The organism is Actinomadura graeca (assembly GCF_019175365.1).
Lineage (GTDB): Bacteria > Actinomycetota > Actinomycetes > Streptosporangiales > Streptosporangiaceae > Spirillospora > Spirillospora graeca.
Window position 1 is genome coordinate 8,071,539 of sequence record NZ_CP059572.1, and the last position, 19,025, is coordinate 8,090,563.

General features: G+C 73.3%; 19 protein-coding genes. 9 read left to right on the plus strand and 10 right to left on the minus strand.

All coding sequences use genetic code 11. The features are described from left to right. Both AGRA3207_RS35970 and AGRA3207_RS35975 read right to left on the minus strand, forming a co-directional pair. Positions 1–1,509, minus strand: coding sequence for an amidase (locus tag AGRA3207_RS35970; RefSeq protein WP_231331764.1), 1,509 nt, complete (start codon positions 1,507–1,509; stop codon positions 1–3). Further along, on the minus strand, positions 1,506–1,742 hold the full coding sequence (locus tag AGRA3207_RS35975; protein WP_231331765.1) for a hypothetical protein: 237 nt from the start codon (positions 1,740–1,742) through the stop codon (positions 1,506–1,508). The genes AGRA3207_RS35970 and AGRA3207_RS35975 overlap by 4 nt, the downstream gene beginning before the upstream one ends. 116 nt (positions 1,743–1,858) lie before the next feature. Here AGRA3207_RS35975 and AGRA3207_RS35980 point away from each other — a divergent pair, with 116 nt between their 5' ends. Continuing rightward, positions 1,859–2,584, plus strand: a complete 726-nt coding sequence (locus AGRA3207_RS35980; protein ID WP_231331766.1) for an enoyl-CoA hydratase/isomerase family protein — start codon at positions 1,859–1,861, stop codon at positions 2,582–2,584. Between the two features lie 16 nt (positions 2,585–2,600). On the opposite strand, the gene AGRA3207_RS35985 is transcribed toward AGRA3207_RS35980, so the two are convergent. The 5 genes from AGRA3207_RS35985 to hutI all read right to left on the minus strand — a co-directional run bounded on the left by AGRA3207_RS35985 (position 2,601) and on the right by hutI (position 8,573). Then, positions 2,601–3,590 (minus strand): TauD/TfdA family dioxygenase, encoded by a 990-nt coding sequence (locus AGRA3207_RS35985; protein WP_231331767.1) that lies wholly within the window; start codon positions 3,588–3,590, stop codon positions 2,601–2,603. A gap of 31 nt (positions 3,591–3,621) precedes the next feature. Continuing rightward, complete coding sequence (locus tag AGRA3207_RS35990; RefSeq protein ID WP_231331769.1) at positions 3,622–4,632, minus strand: TauD/TfdA family dioxygenase; 1,011 nt, start codon at positions 4,630–4,632, stop codon at positions 3,622–3,624. Positions 4,633–4,815: 183 nt separating this feature from the next. Beyond that, a complete protein-coding gene (locus tag AGRA3207_RS35995; protein WP_231331770.1) occupies positions 4,816–5,979 on the minus strand; it encodes an acyl-CoA dehydrogenase family protein in 1,164 nt (387 codons plus the stop codon). After that, entirely contained in the window at positions 5,972–7,162 is a 1,191-nt protein-coding gene (locus AGRA3207_RS36000) for a CaiB/BaiF CoA transferase family protein (protein WP_231331771.1), read from the minus strand. Before AGRA3207_RS36000 ends, AGRA3207_RS35995 begins: the two co-directional genes overlap by 8 nt. Before the next feature lie 40 nt (positions 7,163–7,202). Next, positions 7,203–8,573 (minus strand): imidazolonepropionase, encoded by a 1,371-nt coding sequence (hutI, locus tag AGRA3207_RS36005; protein WP_231331772.1) that lies wholly within the window; start codon positions 8,571–8,573, stop codon positions 7,203–7,205. Positions 8,574–8,684: 111 nt separating this feature from the next. On the opposite strand from hutI, the gene AGRA3207_RS36010 reads away from it, so the two are divergent. From AGRA3207_RS36010 to AGRA3207_RS36040, 7 genes are all read left to right on the plus strand, one after another. Then, positions 8,685–9,350: an IclR family transcriptional regulator gene (locus AGRA3207_RS36010; protein ID WP_231331773.1), complete on the plus strand. Its 666-nt coding sequence runs from the start codon at positions 8,685–8,687 to the stop codon at positions 9,348–9,350. Between the two features lie 47 nt (positions 9,351–9,397). Continuing rightward, entirely contained in the window at positions 9,398–10,195 is a 798-nt protein-coding gene (locus AGRA3207_RS36015) for a hypothetical protein (protein ID WP_231331774.1), read from the plus strand. Beyond that, positions 10,188–11,015 carry an alpha/beta hydrolase gene (locus AGRA3207_RS36020; protein ID WP_231331775.1) on the plus strand — a complete coding sequence of 276 codons (828 nt, stop codon included), beginning with the start codon at positions 10,188–10,190 and terminating at the stop codon, positions 11,013–11,015. Before AGRA3207_RS36015 ends, AGRA3207_RS36020 begins: the two co-directional genes overlap by 8 nt. Continuing rightward, complete coding sequence (locus tag AGRA3207_RS36025) at positions 11,012–12,178, plus strand: thiolase domain-containing protein (protein ID WP_231331776.1); 1,167 nt, start codon at positions 11,012–11,014, stop codon at positions 12,176–12,178. The genes AGRA3207_RS36020 and AGRA3207_RS36025 overlap by 4 nt, the downstream gene beginning before the upstream one ends. Beyond that, positions 12,175–12,606, plus strand: a complete 432-nt coding sequence (locus AGRA3207_RS36030) for a Zn-ribbon domain-containing OB-fold protein (protein ID WP_231331777.1) — start codon at positions 12,175–12,177, stop codon at positions 12,604–12,606. Before AGRA3207_RS36025 ends, AGRA3207_RS36030 begins: the two co-directional genes overlap by 4 nt. A gap of 140 nt (positions 12,607–12,746) precedes the next feature. Then, on the plus strand, positions 12,747–13,580 hold the full coding sequence (locus tag AGRA3207_RS36035) for an alpha/beta fold hydrolase (RefSeq protein ID WP_231331778.1): 834 nt from the start codon (positions 12,747–12,749) through the stop codon (positions 13,578–13,580). Positions 13,581–13,795: 215 nt separating this feature from the next. Further along, the gene (locus tag AGRA3207_RS36040; RefSeq protein WP_231331779.1) at positions 13,796–14,389 is read left to right on the plus strand and encodes a Rossmann-fold NAD(P)-binding domain-containing protein; all 594 of its coding nucleotides are present in this window, start codon (positions 13,796–13,798) and stop codon (positions 14,387–14,389) included. Here the strand turns inward: AGRA3207_RS36040 and AGRA3207_RS36045 are convergent. The 3 genes from AGRA3207_RS36045 to AGRA3207_RS36055 all read right to left on the minus strand — a co-directional run bounded on the left by AGRA3207_RS36045 (position 14,386) and on the right by AGRA3207_RS36055 (position 17,391). Next, positions 14,386–15,045 carry a DUF4360 domain-containing protein gene (locus AGRA3207_RS36045; protein WP_231331780.1) on the minus strand — a complete coding sequence of 220 codons (660 nt, stop codon included), beginning with the start codon at positions 15,043–15,045 and terminating at the stop codon, positions 14,386–14,388. The two genes, AGRA3207_RS36040 and AGRA3207_RS36045, sit on opposite strands and share 4 nt — an antisense overlap. A gap of 33 nt (positions 15,046–15,078) precedes the next feature. Next, complete coding sequence (locus tag AGRA3207_RS36050; RefSeq protein ID WP_231331781.1) at positions 15,079–15,735, minus strand: DUF4360 domain-containing protein; 657 nt, start codon at positions 15,733–15,735, stop codon at positions 15,079–15,081. A 729-nt stretch (positions 15,736–16,464) separates the two neighbouring features. Next, positions 16,465–17,391, minus strand: a complete 927-nt coding sequence (locus AGRA3207_RS36055) for a LysR family transcriptional regulator (protein WP_231331782.1) — start codon at positions 17,389–17,391, stop codon at positions 16,465–16,467. A 75-nt stretch (positions 17,392–17,466) separates the two neighbouring features. Between AGRA3207_RS36055 and AGRA3207_RS36060 the strand changes: the two genes are divergently transcribed. After that, positions 17,467–18,996: an MFS transporter gene (locus AGRA3207_RS36060; protein ID WP_231331784.1), complete on the plus strand. Its 1,530-nt coding sequence runs from the start codon at positions 17,467–17,469 to the stop codon at positions 18,994–18,996. The last annotated feature ends 29 nt before the right edge of the window (positions 18,997–19,025 follow it).

Genomic DNA, 19,025 nt, shown 5'->3' on the forward strand with positions numbered 1-19,025 from the left:
TCATCCTGCTCCTTCTCGTGCCGTGTGCGATGACCGTGCGATCTCCCGGTGCGCGACCCTCTGGTGTGCCGGACTCTGGTGCGCGACCCCCTCGCGGGCGGCCGGCGGCACCCTGAGGTGCCAGTCGGTGCTCCGCTGGTAGGCGTCGGCGACGCGCAGTACCGTGCTCTCACCGAACGGCCGGCCCACCACCTGGAACGACAGGGGCAGTCCGGTCGCGGTGAAGCCGCAGGGCACGGCGGCCGCGGGGAGCCCGGCGGCGTTCCACAGTCCGTGGAATCCCGGCCGCGTCAGCGCGGCGGCCATGTCGGCCGACGCGATCGGCGCGGCGGCGGTGAGCGCCACCGGTGTGAGGAGGACGTCGACCTCCGCGAAGACCTTCGCCAGGACCCGCCGGAACAGCGCCCGGACCCGCTGGGCCTGGACGTAGTCGGCGCCGGTGAAGAACGCGGCGCGCGCGAGCAGCTCGCGGGTCGACCGCCCGTACTCGTCCCACCTGCCCACCAGGTTCTTCCGGTGGTAGGCGAACGCCTCGGAGAGGAACGTGATGTTGTTCGCGTCGTTCGCCTCCTGCGCGTGGGCCACGACGACGTCGGTGAGCGTCGCGCCGGCCCGCGCCAGCTCGCCGGCGGCGCGCAGCACGCCGCCGCGGACCTCGCCGTCGAGCAGCGGCGAGTCCAGGAAGTACCGTGTCGGCACGCCGATCCGGATGCCGTCGGCCCCGCCCCCGCGCGTGTGCTCGGCGTAGCGGCCGGCCGGAACCGGCGAGGAGTACGGGTCGCCGGGGTCGTGGCCGGCGACGGCGTCGAGGATCAGCGCGCAGTCGTAGGCGCTGCGGGCCATCGGCCCGACGGTGTCGAGGCTGAACGCGCACGGGACGACGCCGCTCTTGGGCACCCGGCCGAAGGTGACCTTCAGCCCGGTGTGGCCGTTCGCGCCGGCCGGGCCGCGCACCGACCCGCCCGTGTCGGTGCCGAGCCCGCCCAGCGCCAGCCCCGCGCTGACCGCGATGGCCGTCCCCGAGCTCGACCCCATCGGCGTGTGGCCGGGGTTCCAGGGGTTGCGGGGGAACGGGAAACGCGCCGTGCCGCCGTGCGCGGGCTCGGCGGGAAGGCCGCAGGCGAACTCGTTCGTCGTGGCCTTGCCGAGCAGGACGCTTCCCGCCGCGCGCAGCCGCGCCACGGCCGGAGCGTCCGCGCCGCCGCCCCAGCCGGGGTCGAGGACCTCGCTGTTGGCCCGGGTCGGGGCGTCGCGGGTGGCGATGACGTCCTTGACCACCAGGGGGATCCCCTGGAGCGGCGACCGGTCGCGGCCGCGCGCGAAGTCCGCGTCGGCCTCCTCCGCCGCCGCGAGCGCCTCCGTCCCGCACACGGTGACGTAGGCGCCCAGCCCGCCGTCGAGCCGCGCGATCCGGTCGAGCACCGTCCGCGTCAGGTCCGCCGAGGTCACCGTGCCGGCGCGCAGCTCGGCGGCGGCGTCCTCGATGGTCAGCGGCAGGGGCGGTGTCATCGCGGGTGCCCGTCCTCTCCGGGCAGCGCGGAGGTCAGCGTCATGGCGACGGGGTCGGCCGGCGGGTCCTCGCGCAGGTCCAGGGCCGCCAGCGCGTCGGCCTTCGCACGCAGCACGGGGTGCCCCGCGGTGATCCGGCCGATCTCCTCCTCGGAGAGGGAGAGCCCGGCCGCGAGCAGCGCGCCGATCGCCACGGCGTTCGACGATTCAGCGGTGATATGCGGTTCACTCACTTCGAATCGCCCCTTCGATTACAGCCTTTTGGTCGATTGCGTTGTCCATTGCGGCGAACTTCGGTCGTCGCCTGTGGGTACGATCGACCGCGCCGCCCGACCGCGAGGAGAAGCGCGTGAGTACCGAACCGCTGCGTACCGATGTGAACGGCCCGGTGGGGCTGGTCGAGATCCGCAGGCCGCACCGGCGCAACGCCATCGACTCGGCGGCCGCGACGCTCCTGGCCGAGGCGGTCGCCCGCCTCGACGCCGACCCCGGCGTCACCGCGATCGTGCTGTGCGGCGAGGGCGGCGACCTCTCCTCGGGGGCCGACACGGGCGAGCCCGCGCCGGACCCGGCGGCCGTCCCGTGGCGCGAGACACCTCATGCGCGGCTGCTCCGCGCCGTGCGCACCACCGCGCTGCCGGTCGTCGCCGCGGTCGAGGGCTGGGCGCTCGGCCTGGGGCTCGGCCTCGCCGGCGCGTGCACGTACGCCGTGGCCGGCTCCTCGGCCCGCTTCGGGTTCCCCGAGGCGCGGTCCGGATACTTCCCGATGGGCGCGGTGCCCAACGTGGTCCGCCGGGTCCGGCCGGACGTCGTGCTGCGCTGGGCGCTGACCGGCCGGTACTTCGACACCGAGGAGGCCGCGGCGCACGGCCTGGTCACCGACGCCGTGCCCGCCGGGCAGGCGCTCGCGGCCGCCCTCGACCTCGCCGCCGCGCTCGGCTCGGCCCCCCGCCACGTTGTGACCGAGGGCATGGCGTGGCTGCGGCAGTGGGCCGACCACGCCGCCCGGCCGCTCGACGAGTGGTCGGAGGCGCGCATGACCTTCGAGGGGCCGCCCGCGCGGCCGCCGCGGTGAGGTGCCGCCGGGGTCCTCACGCGATCCCCGCCCGCCACCGCCGCAGGGCCGGCACCAGCGGCCGCCCGTCGGCGCCGCGGCTGATCCACAGGCGCTGAAGCCGGCGCCGGTGGCCGGGGTCCGACGGGTCGTCGACGAACCCGGTACGCGAGTGGATCACCGTGTGGTTGTTGACGAACTCCATGTCGCCGGGCCGCGGCTCCACGTGGACCGCCGTCCCCGGGCGGCGCAGCAGCGACTCCAGGTACATCAGGCAGGTCATCTCCTCGGCGTTCAGCCGCGGGACCTCCTCGAACCGCATCGCGCTGATGATCCGCTTGGGCGACAGCGAGCAGGTCAGCGCGCCGCCGGCGACGGAGAAGATCGGCCGCGGGCTCCAGCCGGGCTCGCCGTCGGGCTGCCGGCCGTCCCAGTCGGTGGCGAAGTCCCGGTAGACCAGCTCCAGCCATTCGGGATGCTCGGCGACCAGGGCGTTGTAGATCGTCGCGGTGCTGGCCACCACGCGTGCGCCGCCGCTCCGGGCCGGGGCCAGGCACAGGTAGCCCGTGACGTCGGCGGGGTCGGTGTGGAACGGCGCGCCCGCCTTGCTGGCGTGGCTCCCGCTCCGCTGGGCGGGGTGGCGGGGGTCCTCCAGGACCTCGGCCAGGTCGCCGTCGCGGTTCTGCGGCACGACCTCGCCGATGTGCCGGGCGAGCGTCCACTGGATCCGCGACGCCTGCTCGGGCGAGTACCGCGTCCCGAGCGGGAGGCCGCGCAGGACCACGTAGCCCGCGCCGTTCTCAAGCCTCTCGACCAGGTCGGCGGCCAACCCGGCGAGGCCGGGGGCGGGAAGGTCCCCGCGCGCCGGCCCGTGGACCGGGCGGCCGGCCGCCGCGGCGAGCGCCTCGTCGGCGGCGTCCAGCTCGGCGGGGGTGAGGTGCCGCACGAACGCCTCGTCGGACGGCAGGTCGGCGGCGGTCCACACGTTCGGGCCGGTCACCGGCCGGTTCAGTACTTGCGTGCTCACGATGAACTCCTGATCGCTGCGGGGACGGGGGTCACGCCGACCGCGCCCACTCCAGGCGCGGGATGCCGCTGCGCCAGTAGTGGTACTCGGGGCACACGACCCGGCCGGTGTCGGGGCGGCTGACCCACAGGCGCAGCAGGTGCCGCTGGAAACGCGGGTCGTCGGGGTCGTCCACGAAGCCGGTGCGGCTGTGCACCGTCACGAAGTTGTTGACGAACTGGATGTCGCCGACCTCCAGCGTCATGTCCAGCGCGATCCCCGGCCGGGTCGGGATCTCGTCGAGGAACAGCAGGCACGACACCTCACGCGCGCTGAGGCGCGGCACGTCCGGGAACCGGGTCGCGCTGATGATCCGGCCGGTGCGGTAGGCGGCCGACAGCAGGCCGTCCACGGAGGAGTACAGGCGCGAGTAGTACCAGCCGGGGCTGCCGGGCGGCTCCTCGCTGACCCAGTCGGTCGGGAACCGCTTGTAGAGGATGTCGAGCCACTCCGGGTGCTCCTCCAGCACGATGTTGTAGGCGGTCATCGCGCTGGCGACGAGGCTGATGCCCCCGCTCCGCGCCTGGTTCAGGCACATCAGCCCGACGATGTCGGTCTGGTCGGTGTGGAACGCGGCCGCCGAGGCCGTCGCGTACCCCCGCGCGTTGTGGCCCTTGGCGCCGAGGTTCCGGATGTGCCCGATCAGCTCGCCCTTGCGGTTCTGGGGGACCAGCTCGCCCATGTGCAGGCCGATGGCCCAGTAGATCTTCGTGGCCTCCTCGACGCTGTAGCGGTCGTGGATCGGCAGGCCCCGCAGGAGCACGAACCCGGTGCCGTGCTCGAGCTCGTCGACGACGTCGCGGACCTTCTCCGCGAAGCCCGGCAGCGGGAAGTCGCGCTTGGACAGCCCCTGCGCCGGTGTGTCCCGGACGCCCGCCAGCGCCCGGTCGAACTCCAGGAGGTCGTCCTCGGTGAACCTCCGCGCGTAGGACTCCTCGTCGCCGATGTCGGCCGCCGTCCAGACGCTCCGCCCGGTCACCGGTTCTCTCACTGTCTCCACCATCACCCGAACTCCAAGAAGGGATCGACGATCACGCGGCGGGCGCGCCACCGCGGGGGACGGCCCGCAGGGCACGTCTCGCCCAAGGCGTGGCGCCTCTCCCGTGCCACGCCGTCTGTTGTGGATCTGCCTGTTCGTTGTCGTGGCCGGCCGCCCCGCGCGGCCGGGACCATGGTCCGCTCGTGGCTAGACCACGGTTCCGTGCCTGTCGTGGAGCCGGGCCAGCAGTTTCGCGATGGTGAGCAGCTGGATCTGCGAGGTGCCCTCGTAGATCCGGAAGATCCGGCAGTCCCGGTAGAGACGCTCGATCTCGCTCTCCTTCACGTAGCCGTAGCCCCCGTGGATCTGGAGGGCCTTGTCGACGGCCTGGAAGCAGTTCTCGCTCGCCACGTACTTGGCGATCGAGCCCTCCCGCCGGACGTCCTCGTCCCGGTCGCGCAGCGCCGCCGCGTGGTAGGCGTGCAGGCGCCCCGACCGGACCAGCGTGTCGATCTCGGCGAGCAGCAGCTGGATCGCCTGGAGCTCGCGGATCGGGCGGCCGAACTGGATCCGCGTGGACGCGTATCCGGTCGCGAGGTCCAGGGCCCGCATCGCGACGCCGTTGGCCAGCGCCGCCACGTCGATGCGCGCGCTGTTGAGGACCTCCAGCGCGATGCGGCCGCCCTCGCCCGGATCGCCGAGCGTGGCGGACCGTTCCACCCGGACGCCGTCGAGGGACACCTCGTAGGCGTGCTCGCCGCGGATGCCGAGCTTCTCGATGGGTGAGGAGAAGCCGAGGCCCTCGGCGCCGGTGGGGACGAGGAACGCGGTGATGCCCCGGAAGCCCGCGCCGGGTTCGGTCATGGCGAACACGACGAGCACGTCGGACTCGCGGGCGTTGCTGGTGAAGGTCTTGCCGCCCGTCAGCGTCCAGCCGTCCGGCCCGGCCGTGGCGCGGGTCCGGATCCGGCTGATGTCGGAGCCGGCGTCCGGCTCGGTCAGGGCGAAGGCGGCCCGGAACGATCCGGCGGCGAGGCCGGGCAGGTACCGCTTGCGCTGCTCGGGCGAGCCGAACCCGCGCAGCGTCTCCATGCCGAGGTAGTGGCCGGCGAACACCGATCCCAGCGACGCGTCGGCGTAGGCGACCTCCTCCATCGCGAGCACCTGGGTGACCATGTCCAGGCCCAGGCCGCCGAACTCCTCGGGGACCGTGATGCCCATGAGCCCCATGCCGGCCAGCCGGCCGACCAGCTCGGCCGGGTACTCCGCCTCGGCGTCCCGCCGCGCCGCGCCGGGCATCACCTCCTTGCGGCAGAACTCCCGCAGGGTGGCGCGGAACTCCTGCCGCTGGTCGTCGAGCAGGTCAAACATCGTGGTCCTCCCGTCCGCCCCCGGTGCGCACCGGTTCGTCCATCCACCCGGCGACGAGGTGGTCGTGCTGGCCCGGCTCCGGCGCCGGGAAGGCGTCCTGGCGCGAGCCCGTCACCCGGAAGCCGTTGTCCAGCGTCGGGAAGCCGTCGGTCTCGGCGCGCACCATGCCGCGCGCCTCGGCCTGCCCGTGGCGCAGTGCCTCGCGGACGCCGAGCACCGGCCCGCAGGGTACGCCCGCCGCCGACAGCACCTCGATGACCTGGTCCCGCGTCCGGCCGGCGAGCTCCGCCTCCAGTTCCTTCTGCAGGTCGCGCCGGTGCCGTCCGCGCTCGTCGTCGGTGCGGAAGCGGGCGTCGCGGGTCCACTCGGGGTGGCCGAGCGCCGACGCGAGCGCGGCGAACAGCGGGTCGTTGGCCACCGCGATCGCGACCGGCCGGTCGCGGGTGGCGAAGGTGCCGAACGGCGCGCTGATCGCGTGGTGGCTGCCGGCGGGCCCGATCGGCTCGTCGGTGAGCAGCGCGCGCATCGCGACGGACTCCAGGATGGACAGCAGCCCGTCGAACATCGCCACGTCGACGTGCTGGCCGCGCCCGGTCCTCGCCCGCTCGTGCAGCGCCGCCAGCACGGCGGTCGCGGCGTACAGGCCGGGCACGACGTCGCCGACGCTGACGCCGGCCCGCGCCGGCGGCCCGCCGTCCGGCCCGGTCACCGACATCAGCCCCGACGCCGCCTGGACGATGAGGTCGTAGGCGGGCCGGCCGGACAGCGGCCCGGTGCGGCCGTAGCCGCTGATGCTGACCGCCACCAGCCGCGGGTTGATCTCCAGCAGCCGCTCGGGCGGGAAGCCGAGCCGGTCGATGACCCCGGGCCGGAAGTTCTCGACGAGCACGTCGGAGCGCCGGACGAGCCCGGTGAGCGCACGGCGACCCCCGTCGGACTTCAGGTCCAGCGTGATGCCGAACTTGTTCCGGTTGAGAAGCCGGTGGTAGCTGCTGGTGCCCTGGTAGAACGGCCCGAACCGCCGGGCGTCGACGCCCCCGGGCGGCTCGATCTTGATGACCTCGGCGCCGAGGTCGGCGAGGATCCGGCCGCAGAGGGGACCCGACAGCACACGCCCGAGATCGAGCACCCTGATGCCGCCGAGCGCGGCGGGCCCGTGCGGTCCCCGTGCCTGATCGCTCACCGCGCACCGCCCTCGGCCACCGGGGGTCGTCTCCGCGCGGTCATGCCCGGGCCTCCGCGTCCGTGCGGCCCGCGACGGTCACCGGGCGCCGTGCCCCGCCGCGTGCGACGACACCGTCCTTGATCACCGATGACACGAGGTTGGCTCCGAAGCGGTTGACGACCATCTCGTGGGACGGAACGTTCCAGACCACGGCATCCGCCCGCTTGCCCGTTTCCAAGCTGCCGATGTCGGCGTCCCTGCCCAGCGAGACGGCGGCGTTGATGGTGCTCATGTGCCACGCCTCGCCGTAGCCGAGCCGGTAGAGGCGGGCCGCGAGCTGCATGACGGCCTGCATCGAGAGGGTGGGGCTGCTGCCGGGGTTGTAGTCGGTGGCGAGCACGACCAGCGCACCGGAGTCGATGAGCCGCCGGTAGCGCTCGGCCAGCCGCGGGTGCCGGGCGTCCGACCACGAACCCCCGCGGGGCCCGGGCACCATGTCCATGAGGTGATAGGTCACGCCGGGCAGCAGCGTCGCGGCGGTGCCCGAGTCGGCGAACATCCCGATGGCCCGGTCGGAGACGTGCTCCAGGTGGTCCACCGACGCGGCGCCCGCCTCGATCGCCATCTCCGCGCCGCCGCCGTAGCCCGTCTGGTCGGCGTGGACGCGCAGCCCGTACCCGTGCTCGCGGGCGGCGCGGGCGATCCGCTCGCATTCGGCGGGGGTGAAGCCCGCCGGGTCGCAGGTCACGTCGCAGTACTCCGCCAGGTGGCGCACCTCGGCCAGCTGCGCGACGACGCCGTCGAGGTGGCGGCCGCGCGGCGTGCCCTCCGGCGGGACGTGCGCGCCCAGGAACGTTCCGACCAGGTCGACCGGATGGTCGAGGGCCGCGGTGACCTCCAGGATCCGGCGCTCGGACGCGGGCGTCAGGCCGTAGCCCGACTTCGCCTCCGCGGTGGTCGTGCCGTGCGCCAGCATCGTGTCCAGCCGGGCGAGCGCGCCTTCGCGCAGCCGCCGGAACCCGGCCGCCCCGGTCGTGCGGGCGGTGTGCTCGATGCCGCCGGCGAGCGTGCCGGGCGCGGTGCCGAGCACCTTGTGCCCCCACTCCTCGTGCCGGGAACCCTCGTGCACCAGGTGCGTGTGCGTGTCCACGAACCCGGGCGTGACCAGCTTGCCGGTGGCGTCGAGCACCTCGCGTCCGGCGAAGCGCGCGAGCACCTCGGCGGAGGCGCCGACCGTCATGATGCGGCCGCCGTCGATGGCGAGCGCGCCGTCGGCGATGCGCTCGGGACGGCCGAGCGCGGCGCCGCGGACGCCCCGTCCCGACACGGGCCGGCACGTGAGCACCTCGGCCGCGTGGGCGATCACGAGGTCGACCCGTGTCGGTGTCCCGCCGCTGGACAGCTCGCCGCTCATCTGCCACCCTGTCATCTAGTAAAAATCGAAGGTCACTAGATGAAAGCACACGGCCGAGTGCCAGGGCAAGCAATCGGTGCAAGACGACCACGGAGGACGAACAGGGTGTCGACAGACAACGGTCGGGTGCCGACGCGCACCGTGGAACGGGCTCTGACGCTGCTGGTGGAGGTCGCCACCAACGACGGCCTCGGCCTGGTGGAGCTCGCGCGGCGGGTCAACCTGAGCCCCGCGACCGCGTCACGGCTGCTGCGCACGCTGGAGGCGACCGAGTTCGTCCGGCGCGAGGAGGACGGCGCGTACCACGGTGCGAGCCGGCTCATCCAGGTGGCGGCCCGGTTCATGAGCAGCGTCCCGCTGTACCGGCTCGCGGAACCGCACCTCGCGGCACTGCGCGACGAGGTGGGGGAGAGCGCCTACCTGGGCGTCGCCGGGCCGCAGGACACGGTGCTGTACGCGCGCCTGGCGGAGAGCGACAAGTCGATCCGGCACCGGGGCTGGCTCGGCAAGACCGTGCCGCTCAAGGGCACCGCGATCGGCACCGCGCTGCAGGACCGGTGCGGCGAGTCCGGCTACGTCACGGCCAGCCACACCCTGGAGGACGGCGTGACCGCCATCGCCGCGACCGTCCACTGGCCGGACGGCAGCGTCGCCGCCGCGGTCAGCGTCGTCGGCCCGACGTTCCGGATCTCGGACGCGCAGGTCCACACGATCGGGAAGCTCGTCGCATCGCGCGCGCAGGCGCTGTCCCGGGAGCTCGGCACCCCCGACACCCCCATGGAGGGCGCGTGAGAACACGTCCCGGCCCCGTCCCGAACCCGACCACAGAGGGGGATCCGATGCCCGAGGACGCCGCACCCGCCGTCGGCGCGCGTTCGCGCAGTGCCCGGCATGTCACGGCGGGCCCCGACGCCGCGGACGACCCGCCGTTCGCCGCCGGGCTGCCGGTCCTGCTGCGGCTGCTGGAGCAGGTGCGCCCGGCGTGCGACGCGGAACTGGTGTCGCTGCGCTGGGACCGGAGACCGCCCGGCACCGGCGGCGGCACCGCGGGCGCGGCGGTGCGGCTGGAGGCCACCGTCACCCGGCGGGTCCCCGGCGCGGACCCGGCGCGCGCGACGATCCACCAGTCGGTGGACGTCGTGGACGACCGCGACCGCGTGCGCGCGGGCGCGTCGGTGGCCTGGAGCACGCCGGTCGCGCTTTCCCCGGACACGGCCGCGGAGTGGGACGCCGCCGACTTCGCGTCCGTGCGCTGGGGCGGGCGGCTGCGCGAGCGGCTGGCCGGCGACCCCCGGTTCGCCCGCACCACGCGCAGTTTCGACGGCGTGATCGCGTTCGCGGCCGCGGACCGGCAGGTGCACCTGCGCATCTACCGCGGCGCGGTGATCGACGTCGCGCGCAAGTCCCTGGACGGCGCCACGTTCGTCATCGAGGGCACCGACCTCGCGTGGGTCGGGCTGCTCACCGCCGCGTCCAACGACTTCGTCCGCCGCACCAGCGACGGCCGGTTCCGCGTCTCCGGCAGCGGCTACCAGTACCTCCGCATGATCAAGGCGGTCATGATCATGATCGATCACGCCCGCGCCCTGGCCCGCGGGACGGCGCACGAGGTCACGGCGGAGGCGACCGGTGCATAACGCCGACTACATGGAGATCGACGGCCGGCTCGCGTTCGTCGAGACCTGGCCGGGCGGCCGCCCCGCCGTCCTGTGCGTGCACACCGCCGGGCAGAGCGGCGTGCAGTACCGGCACGTCGCCGACGGGCTGGCGGCACTGGGCTTCGGGGTGGTCGTGGCCGACCTGCCCGGCCACGGCCGGTCCGAGCCGGCGCCCGGCGGGCCGGTCAGCGACCTGTCCTGGTACGCCGGCTGGTGCATGCGGCTCATGGCCGCGCTGGAGCTGGAGCGCCCCTACCTGCTGGGCTGCTCGATCGGCGGCAGCATCGCGCTGGACATCGCCACGCGGATGCCGGGCGGCCTGTCCGGCGTGGTCGCCCTCGACCCGTCCGGGGTGCTCCCCAGCGATGACGGCCCGCCGCGGCCCCCGGCCCTGGAGGACTCCGCGTCCCCGAGCATGCGCGACCGCACCTACTTCGGCACCATCGAGGCGTGCGGCCGGTCGGTCCCGGCCGAGCGCGCCGAGCTGATCGCGCAGATGCACTGCCGCGAGGACTGGCACATCACCGTCAGCGACATCCACGGCGCCCTCACCCACGACATCCGCGAGGCGCTGGCCGCCATCACCTGCCCGGTGCGGATCCTCACCGGCGAGGACGACTTCTTCGTGCCCCCGAGCCGCGTCCGGCGCATCGCCGGCCTCGTCCCGCACGCGGCCTTCGAGCTGATGCCGGGCATCGGGCACTACCCGATGGAGGAGATCCCGGACTTCGCGGAACGCTTCGACCGCTGGGTGAAGGACTTCGACGCCGCCGGCGGGCTCGACGGGGCCGCGCCATGACGGCACGGGCCAGGGCCTTCGTCGTCGGAGCCCACGAGCATCCGCGCCGCGACATCCCCGACCTGTCGGTGGCGGAGATCCACGCCGAGGTGGCCTTCGCCGCGCTGGACGACGCCGGGCTGTCGCCGTCGGACGTCGACGCGTACTTCTGCGACTCCGACGCACCGGGGGTCGGGCCGCTGTCGATGGCCGAGTACCTGGGTCTGCGCTGCCGGTACCTCGACACGACCGAGACCGGCGGCGCGTCGTACCTGTCGCACGTCGGGCACGCCGCCGCCGCCGTCGCGGCCGGCAAGTGCCGGGTCGCGCTGTGCGTCATGGGCGGACGCCCGCGCAGCCTGCGGCGCGCCTCCGGACCCGACCTGTCCGGGGCGCCCGAGACGCCCTACGAGACGCGCTGGGGGATCACCGACACCGTCCACAACTACGCGCTGGCAGCGATGCGGCACATGCACGAGTTCGGCACCACCGCCCGGCAGCTCGCCGAGGTGAAGGTGGCCGCGTCGCTGCACGCGCGGCACAACCCGAACGCGTTCCTGCGCACGCCGGTCACCGTCGACGACGTGGTGTCCTCGCCGATGATCAGCGACCCGCTGCACCGGCTGGACTGCTGCGTCATGACCGACGGCGGCGGCGCGGTGGTCGTGGCGGCCCCGGAGGTCGCGCGGCTGCTCCCGCGCCGCGCGGCCGCGGTCCTCGGCCACGGCGAGGCGGCCAAGGGCACCGGCGGCGGCCGTCCGGACCTGACGTGCACCGCGGCGGTCCGGTCCGGACCCGCCGCCTTCGCCGAGGCGGGCGTGACCCCGGCCGACATCGACTACGCCTCCATCTACGACTCCTTCACCATCACCGCGCTGATGGCGCTGGAGGACCTCGGTTTCTGCGAGAAGGGCCACGGCGGACGGTTCGTCCAGGACGGCGCGCTGGTCGCCCCGCACGGCCGGCTGCCCATGAACACCGACGGCGGCGGGCTGTGCAACAACCAGCCGGACAACCGGGGAGGGATGGCGCGGATGATCGAGGCGGTGCGCCAGCTGCGCGGCGAGGCCGCGGCGGAGGTGCAGGTCCCCGACTGCCGGCTGGCGGTGGTGCACGGCTCGGGCGGCCGGCTGGCCACCCGCAGCTCCGCGGCCACACTGATCCTCGGACGGGAGGACGCATGAGCGCGGCGCTTCCGGGGGCCGGTCCCGCACCGGCCGGAGCGGACGGAACGTTCTGGGCGGCGACGGCCGAGGGACGGCTGATGCTTCCCCGCTGCGAGTCATGCGCGAAGCCGTTCTGGTACCCGCGGCCGTTCTGCCCCCGCTGCGGCGGCCGCGACCTCACGTGGTCGCCGGCGTCGGGCGAGGCGACGGTCTACTCCTACACGGTGGTGCGCAAGGCCCGCGGAGAGTACCGCGAGCTGACCCCCTACGTCGTGGCCTACGTCGAGCTGGCCGAGGGGCCCCGGATCCTGACCAACATCGTGGACAGCGACCCGGCGGAGGTGCGCATCGGCGACCCCGTGACGCTGGTGTTCGACGTCCCGGTCCCCGAGGAGGCGGACGGCGGCGCCCGCGCGAGGCTCTACCGCTTCCGTCCCGCGACATGAGGCGCGCGGCGCACGGGCCGAGCCGAGCCCAGCCGGTCGGCGCACCCCGTCCCCTCTCCAACTGAACTCTTGAGTACAGGAACAACTGTCCTGTACAGTACAGTTCAGTTTCACTGACACGACCGTTCCAAGGAGAGACGATGGCCTCCGCGTCGACCGCCCACGTGACCGTCCGGACCCTGCGGGTCCCCGGAGCCCGCCTGCACTACGAGGTGCGGGGGAAGGGGCCCCTGGTGGCACTCGTCGGCGCCCCCATGGGCGCCGACTCCTTCGCGCTGCTGGCCGACCTGCTCGCCGCCGATCACACGGTGCTGACCACCGACCCGCGCGGGATCGGCCGCAGCGTCCTGGACGACCCGGGCCAGGACTCCACCCCCGAGCTGCGCGCCGACGACCTCTCCCGGCTCCTGGCCCACCTGGACGCCGGGCCGGCCACGATCCTGGGGTCCAGCGGCGGTGCCGTCACCGCGCTGGCCCTCGCCCAGACCCGCCCGGATCAGCTCCGCACCGTCATCGCCCACGAGCCGCCGGTGGTCGACCTGCTCGACGACCGCGACCGGATCCGCGCGCAGACCGACGACGTCATCGGCACCTACCTGGCCGGTGACGTCATCGGCGCCTGGGCGGCGTTCATGGCCAACGCCGGCATCGGCATCCCCCGCGAGGTCCTGGAGCAGATGTTCGGCGGTGAACGCGACCCGCGGCAGGTCGCCGACGAGCGCCGCTGGTTCGCCCACGAACTGCGCGGGACGACCCGCTGGAGCCCCGACCTCGACGCGCTCCGCTCCACCCCGGCCCGCATCGTGATCGGCATCGGCGAGGATTCCGCCGGTCAGGAATGCGACCGCACCTCCCGGGCGCTCGCCGCGGCCCTGGGCATCGAGCCCACGATGTTCCCCGGGGATCACACCGGTTTCGCCGAGGACCCGGCCCGGTTCGTCACGCCGCTGCGTGCCGTCCTCGGTGAGGACTGAACGCTTCCGGGACGATCACGGTAGGCCCTGGACGCCGGAGGCATCCGGCGTCCGTCACCGAGGCGCGGTCTCCGCGGTGACGGCGACGAGCATGTCGAGCGACTCCCGGATGTGCCGCGCCCAGGCTGTTCTCGCCCGCCTCGCCGACCCAGCGTTCGAACGCCACCCTGAAGACGGCGATCCCCGCCTCCGCGGTCAGGGTCGCGGCCGGTTCGGTGACGCCGCGCTCGACAGATCTCCTTCCGCCCAGGAAGGCCGGGTCTCCCAGGAGGTTCGCCGCGGCCCTGGCCGCCGCCGGGGCGCAGGTGCGCCGCGGGACGCTCGACGACCTCGCCGTCCTGCGCTCTCAGGCGGCCGGGTCCGACGGCGTGATCCACCTGGCGTTCAAGCACGACCTCGCCTTCTCGGGCGGCTTCCAGGACGCCGCCCTGGCCGACCGCCGCGCCGTCGAGGCCCTCGGTGACGCGCTCGCCGGCACCGGCCGCCCGCTGGTCATCGCGTCCGGGCTGCTCGGGATCGCGCCGGGACGCGTCGCGACCGAGGAGGACGGGCGGGACCCGGCGGAATACGGCGGCCTCGGCGACCGGCACGCCACCGCGAGGAGGACGCTCTCCCTAGCCTCCCGCGGCGTCCGGCCGTCCGTGATGCGGCTCGCGCCGACCGTGCACGGCGACGGCGACAACGGCTTCATGGCGATGCTGATCGCCACCGCCCGCCAAGGGCGTCTCCGGCTCCGTCAAGATCGAGGCGGGAGGGCGGACCAGGCCGCGCCCCTCCGGGAAGGGCACGGCCTGGCCGGACCGGACTAGTGTCCGGGGCACTTCTTCCACGCGAAGTGGTAGACGGTCTTCACGCTGCCGTCGGTGGAGTCGAAGGACATGAAGCTGGTCTCGTCGGGCGACGAGGTGCCCTTGTCGACGCGCAGCTCGGTGTTGATGTTGAAGTTGCGCTCCTCACCGCACGGCTTCCAGACGAGCTCCGCGACCGGCGTCCGGTCGGTGAACTGCCAGTTGTCGGAGTACTTGCCGCGGACGGTGTGGCTGACGGGCGTCGACTGCTGCATGCCCTGGTGGTAGTAGTTCGCGCGTTCCAACCCGGACGCGCCGTCCGCCAGGCTCGCGAAGCCGCGGTAGTCGGCGCTCGCGATCGCGTAGGTGAAGCCCTGCGGGATGTGGACGCCCAGGCTGAGCTGGCAGTTCTTACGGAAGTCCGTCGGCTTCGAGCTGCCGCCCGTCTGCGCCAGGTAGTCGCTGTAGGTGACGGTGAAGGCGGTGTTGTCGCTCGACGCGGCCACGGCCGCGGTCCCGGCCGGGCAGCCGGAGCCGTTCACCGTGTTGACCTGAAGGGTGATCCGCCCGGGGGGCGGCGGGTCGGCCTTCAGGCTCGCCGACGCGGCGGGGGCCATTCCCGCGGTCAGTGTCAGAGCGGACAGGCATGCTGCCGAAACAGCCAATCCTTTACGCATGGATTCTTCTCCTTCAGGGTGGGGGTTCGCGGACTACGGGCAGCGCTTCCAGGCGAAGTGGTAGGTCGTCTTGATGCTGCCGTCGGTGGAGTCCATGGTGGCGAAGCTGACCTTCGAGGCGTCCGAGCTTCCCTTGTCCACTCGCAGTTGCGTATTGATATTGAAGTTCCGCTCCTCGCCGCATGCCTTCCAGACGAGCTGTTCCACCGGAACGTCGTCGGTGAATTGCCAGCTCTTGTTGTAGGGCCCGACGGGCAGGTGGTGCGGGACCTCCGCCGTCTGCTTGCTGCCCTGGAAGTAGTAGCTGGCCAGCTGGACGGCGGACGCGCCCGGCTGGAGGTAGGCGAAGCCGCGGTGGTCCGTCGACGCGATGGCGTAGGTGAAGCCCTGCGGGACGTGCACCTTCATGTTGATCTGACAGTTCTTGCGGAAGTCCGTGGGCGGTGCCGAGCCTCCTGCCTGGGCCATGTAGCTGCTGTAGGTGACGGTGAATGCCTCCTTGTCCTCCGATACGGCGATCGCGGCGGTGCCGAGCGGGCAGCCGGAGCCGTTGACGGTCGCGATCTCGATCGTGACCCCATCCGGACCGCGGGTGAGGAGGGGTTCGGACGCGACGGCCGGGGCAGCGGACGTCGCGGTCACGGCCAGGGTGGCGGCGGCGGCAGCGGAAATGGCGATCCCTTTACGCATAGGGTCCTCTTCGCTGGAGAGTGGACGCGTTTTTTTCTTCGTTGCCGAAGAGGTCGGCGCCGGTTTTTCCGGATTGAACAAGCGCCGTGAATGGCGATAGATCCAGGATCTCAACGGAGAGTAACTTTCATGCCAAGTGATGTCAATCGCGAACTTTCCACTTATTTCGATTTGCGTTGAGTCGACGAATGGGAGTGCCCCGTTCAACTTGATCATCGATTATCGAATGTCAATGTCCAAATTTGACAAAGGACCGTTCCATCAAATGTCCCGGCATTCCGAAGCGCCGTCCCCGGGGTGTGGGCGTGCAGGGCGCGCATCCCTGGAATGGCGGGACCCACTCCTCCCGGACACGGGATGTGACATCGTGCCTCCGTCTTTGTGCTGGTGGGGGAGGGGATGCTGTCCGTTCGGCCGGTGATCCCTGCCAAGACGACCGTGCTGTTCGAGTCGGGACGAACAGGTTGTTACCATTAAGACCAGCCTCGCGGTGACGCTATGGCCGGGGATCGGCACGCTGGGCATCGCTGTCAACGACGTGCGTCGATGCCGATTTCCAGGGCCGTCACCTGTCACTTCGCAATGACCTAGAGCAATGGTCGCGTGCGCACATCGTTCAGAGGAAGTCGATGGGCGATCGGCGTGCGGCTCCGCCCGATCGGGCGCCAATACCGTGTGATATCGGGTTCGGCCGGCCGTGGCGGTGACCCGGCCCGCGGGGACGGTCCCTCAGCGGCCACCGGCCCCTGCGCCCCGGGGAAGGGACGCCTGATCGAGGATCGTCCGGCGGAGCCAGCGTTGCGCGGGATCGGCATCGAGCCGCGCGTGCCAGAGCAGCCGCACGTCGAGAGCCGGAAGCGTCGCGGGGATGGGGAACCAGGTGATGCCGAGGGCCCGGCCGTGCTGCTCGGCGAGGCGCTGGGGGACCAGCCCGACATAGTGGCTGGACGCGACGAGGAGTGCGGCGACGGCGAAGGTGGGGACGACGGCGGCGACGCGGCGCTGGAGGCCCGCCGCGTCCAGCACGGCGTCGAGCGGCCCGCGCGCCCGCCCGCGCCGGGAGGCCGACACGTGGGGATACCGGCAGACGTCCTCCAGGGCCGGCCGGCGCAGGCGGGCCAGCGGGCTGCCGGCGCGGACGATCCCGACGTGCCGGTCCCTGTACAGCACGGCCGTGCGGAGGTCGGGGGCCGTGACGTCGCCGGCGCCGATGTCCAGGTCGACCGAGCCGCCGCGCAGGGCCTCGTCGCTCTCGCCGCCCTCGGCGACGAAGCGCAGGGTCACCCCGGGTGCGGCGGCGGCCGTGGCCTCGACCGCCGCCGTGACAAGGGTCGCGGCCACTCCGTCGTTGATGCGGATCGTGAACGTGCGCTCCAGCTCGGCGGGAGTGACCTCGCGGTCGGCGCTGATCAGCGCCGACGCCTCGTCGAGCAGCGACCGCACCCGCGGGGCGGCGCGGAGCGCGAACGGTGTCGGGGCCATCCCGCGGCCCGCGCGCACCAGGATCGGATCGCCCATCGCCCGCCGCAGCCGTCCGAGCGCCCGGCTGGTCGCCGGGACGGACAGGTGGAGGCGCTCGGACGCGGCCGTGACGCCGCCCTCCTGGAGAAGCGCGTCGAACACGCGCAGCAGGTTCAAGTCGAGATGGTCCGCCATAGTTGCATCGTACGCAAGAGGCCGTTGCCGAGGTTGCGTGGCGCGATGTTCCTAGATGTCCCTAGCGTCGTGGTCATGCAGCTCAACAGCCCTAGCCGCGATCATGCTCCGGAGCCGCGGGACCCGGTGGCGCGCCCGGCCCCGCGGCGCGGCCTGCTGACGGTCATGTGCGCATGCGTCGTGCTCGTCATCGGGATGGTCGCCGCCGTGAACCTCGCGGTCCCCATGCTCGCCGCGAGCGCGCTGGCGCCGTCCGCGTCGGCGCTCGTGTGGATCGTCGACGCCTACGTGGTCTTCTTCGCCTGCCTGGTGATCCCCGGCGGTGCCGCCGGGGACCGCTTCGGGCGCAAGGGAGTCCTCCTCTGCGGCCTGGTCCTGTTCGCGGCGGGCGCGCTGATGTCGGCCGCGGCCCCGAACGTGCCGGTGCTCCTCGCCGGCCGGGCGATCACGGGGGTCGGTGCCGCCGCCGTCCTGCCCAACACGCTCGCCGTCCTGCTGCACGCCGTGCCCGCCGGGCGCAGGAACACGACGATCGCGACGTGGGCGTCGATGACGGGCATCGGGGGGATCGTCGGCAACGTCGGCGGCGGGGCCGTCCTGTCGGGTGGCTCATGGCGCTGGCTGTTCGCCGCCGCCGTGCCCGTCGCGCTGGCCCTCGCCGTGCTCGTCGGACGCGTCGCGCCGGTGTCGCCGCGCCATGACCGCCGCCTCGACCCGCTCGGCACGGCCCTGCTCGTCGGCGCGTCGATCGCGCTCCTGCTCGGCATCGTCCAGGGCCCGGAGGCGGGCTGGGGCAGCGCCGTCGTCATCGGCGGGTTCGCGTGCTCCGCCCTGCTGTTCACGGCGTGGACGCTCGTGGAGCTGAAGGTCGGGCACCCGCTCGTCGATCCCCGGCTGTTCCGGCTCCCGGGACTGCGCAGCGCCTGCCTGGGCATGACGGCGATCTTCTTCGGCATGTTCGCGCTCTTCTACGTCAACGCGTCGTTCCTGCAGTACGGCAAGGGGTTCGACGTCCTCCGGACCGGCCTCGGGATCGTCCCGATGACCGTCCCCATCATCTGCGGCACGCGGCACGCCGGACGCCTGTCGCGGCGCATCGGCCTCGAAAGCACCACCGCCCTGGCCTTCCTGTTCGTCGGCTGCGGGCTGCTCGGCCTGTCCACGGGCGGCGCGGGGACCCCGTACGCCGCGTACGCGGCGTGGCTCGTCGTGACGGGGACCGGCGTGACGCTGGCCCTGCCGACGCTCTCCGGCGCCATCGCGAACTCGCTGCCCACCGCCCAGGCCGGGGTCGGAGCCGGGTTGCAGGCCACCACCCGCGAGTTCGGCAGCGCGCTCGGCGTCGCCGTCATCGGCAGCGTGCTCACCGCGCGGTTCGTCGCCGCGCTCCCCCCGGACGTCCGCGCCGGTGGTGATCCGCACACCGTGGCGCAGGCGCTCGGCACGACGGCGGCGGGGCACGACGTCGTCGTCATGGCGTTCGTCTCAGCCGCGCAGGACGGGCTGCGCGTCATCGGCGTGGCCGTCCTCGTCCTCGGCGGGCTCGTGGTGCTGGAGTCGCTGCTGTCCCGGCGCGGGCACGCTCGCGCGGCGGCGCGGTGGTGAGCGGGCCGGCGTCCCGGCGGCCGTCGTGC

What these genes read in the sequence shown, in the direction of transcription:
- AGRA3207_RS35970 (WP_231331764.1), bottom strand. Translation starts at nt 1,509, where the DNA reads ATGACACCGCCCCTGCCGCTGACCATCGAGGACGCCGCCGCCGAGCTG.
- AGRA3207_RS35990 (WP_231331769.1), bottom strand. Translation starts at nt 4,632, where the DNA reads ATGGTGGAGACAGTGAGAGAACCGGTGACCGGGCGGAGCGTCTGGACG.
- AGRA3207_RS35995 (WP_231331770.1), bottom strand. Translation starts at nt 5,979, where the DNA reads ATGTTTGACCTGCTCGACGACCAGCGGCAGGAGTTCCGCGCCACCCTG.
- hutI (WP_231331772.1), bottom strand. Translation starts at nt 8,573, where the DNA reads ATGACAGGGTGGCAGATGAGCGGCGAGCTGTCCAGCGGCGGGACACCG.
- AGRA3207_RS36015 (WP_231331774.1), top strand. Translation starts at nt 9,398, where the DNA reads ATGCCCGAGGACGCCGCACCCGCCGTCGGCGCGCGTTCGCGCAGTGCC.
- AGRA3207_RS36025 (WP_231331776.1), top strand. Translation starts at nt 11,012, where the DNA reads ATGACGGCACGGGCCAGGGCCTTCGTCGTCGGAGCCCACGAGCATCCG.
- AGRA3207_RS36030 (WP_231331777.1), top strand. Translation starts at nt 12,175, where the DNA reads ATGAGCGCGGCGCTTCCGGGGGCCGGTCCCGCACCGGCCGGAGCGGAC.
- AGRA3207_RS36035 (WP_231331778.1), top strand. Translation starts at nt 12,747, where the DNA reads ATGGCCTCCGCGTCGACCGCCCACGTGACCGTCCGGACCCTGCGGGTC.
- AGRA3207_RS36045 (WP_231331780.1), bottom strand. Translation starts at nt 15,045, where the DNA reads ATGCGTAAAGGATTGGCTGTTTCGGCAGCATGCCTGTCCGCTCTGACA.
- AGRA3207_RS36050 (WP_231331781.1), bottom strand. Translation starts at nt 15,735, where the DNA reads ATGCGTAAAGGGATCGCCATTTCCGCTGCCGCCGCCGCCACCCTGGCC.
- AGRA3207_RS36055 (WP_231331782.1), bottom strand. Translation starts at nt 17,391, where the DNA reads ATGGCGGACCATCTCGACTTGAACCTGCTGCGCGTGTTCGACGCGCTT.
- AGRA3207_RS36060 (WP_231331784.1), top strand. Translation starts at nt 17,467, where the DNA reads ATGCAGCTCAACAGCCCTAGCCGCGATCATGCTCCGGAGCCGCGGGAC.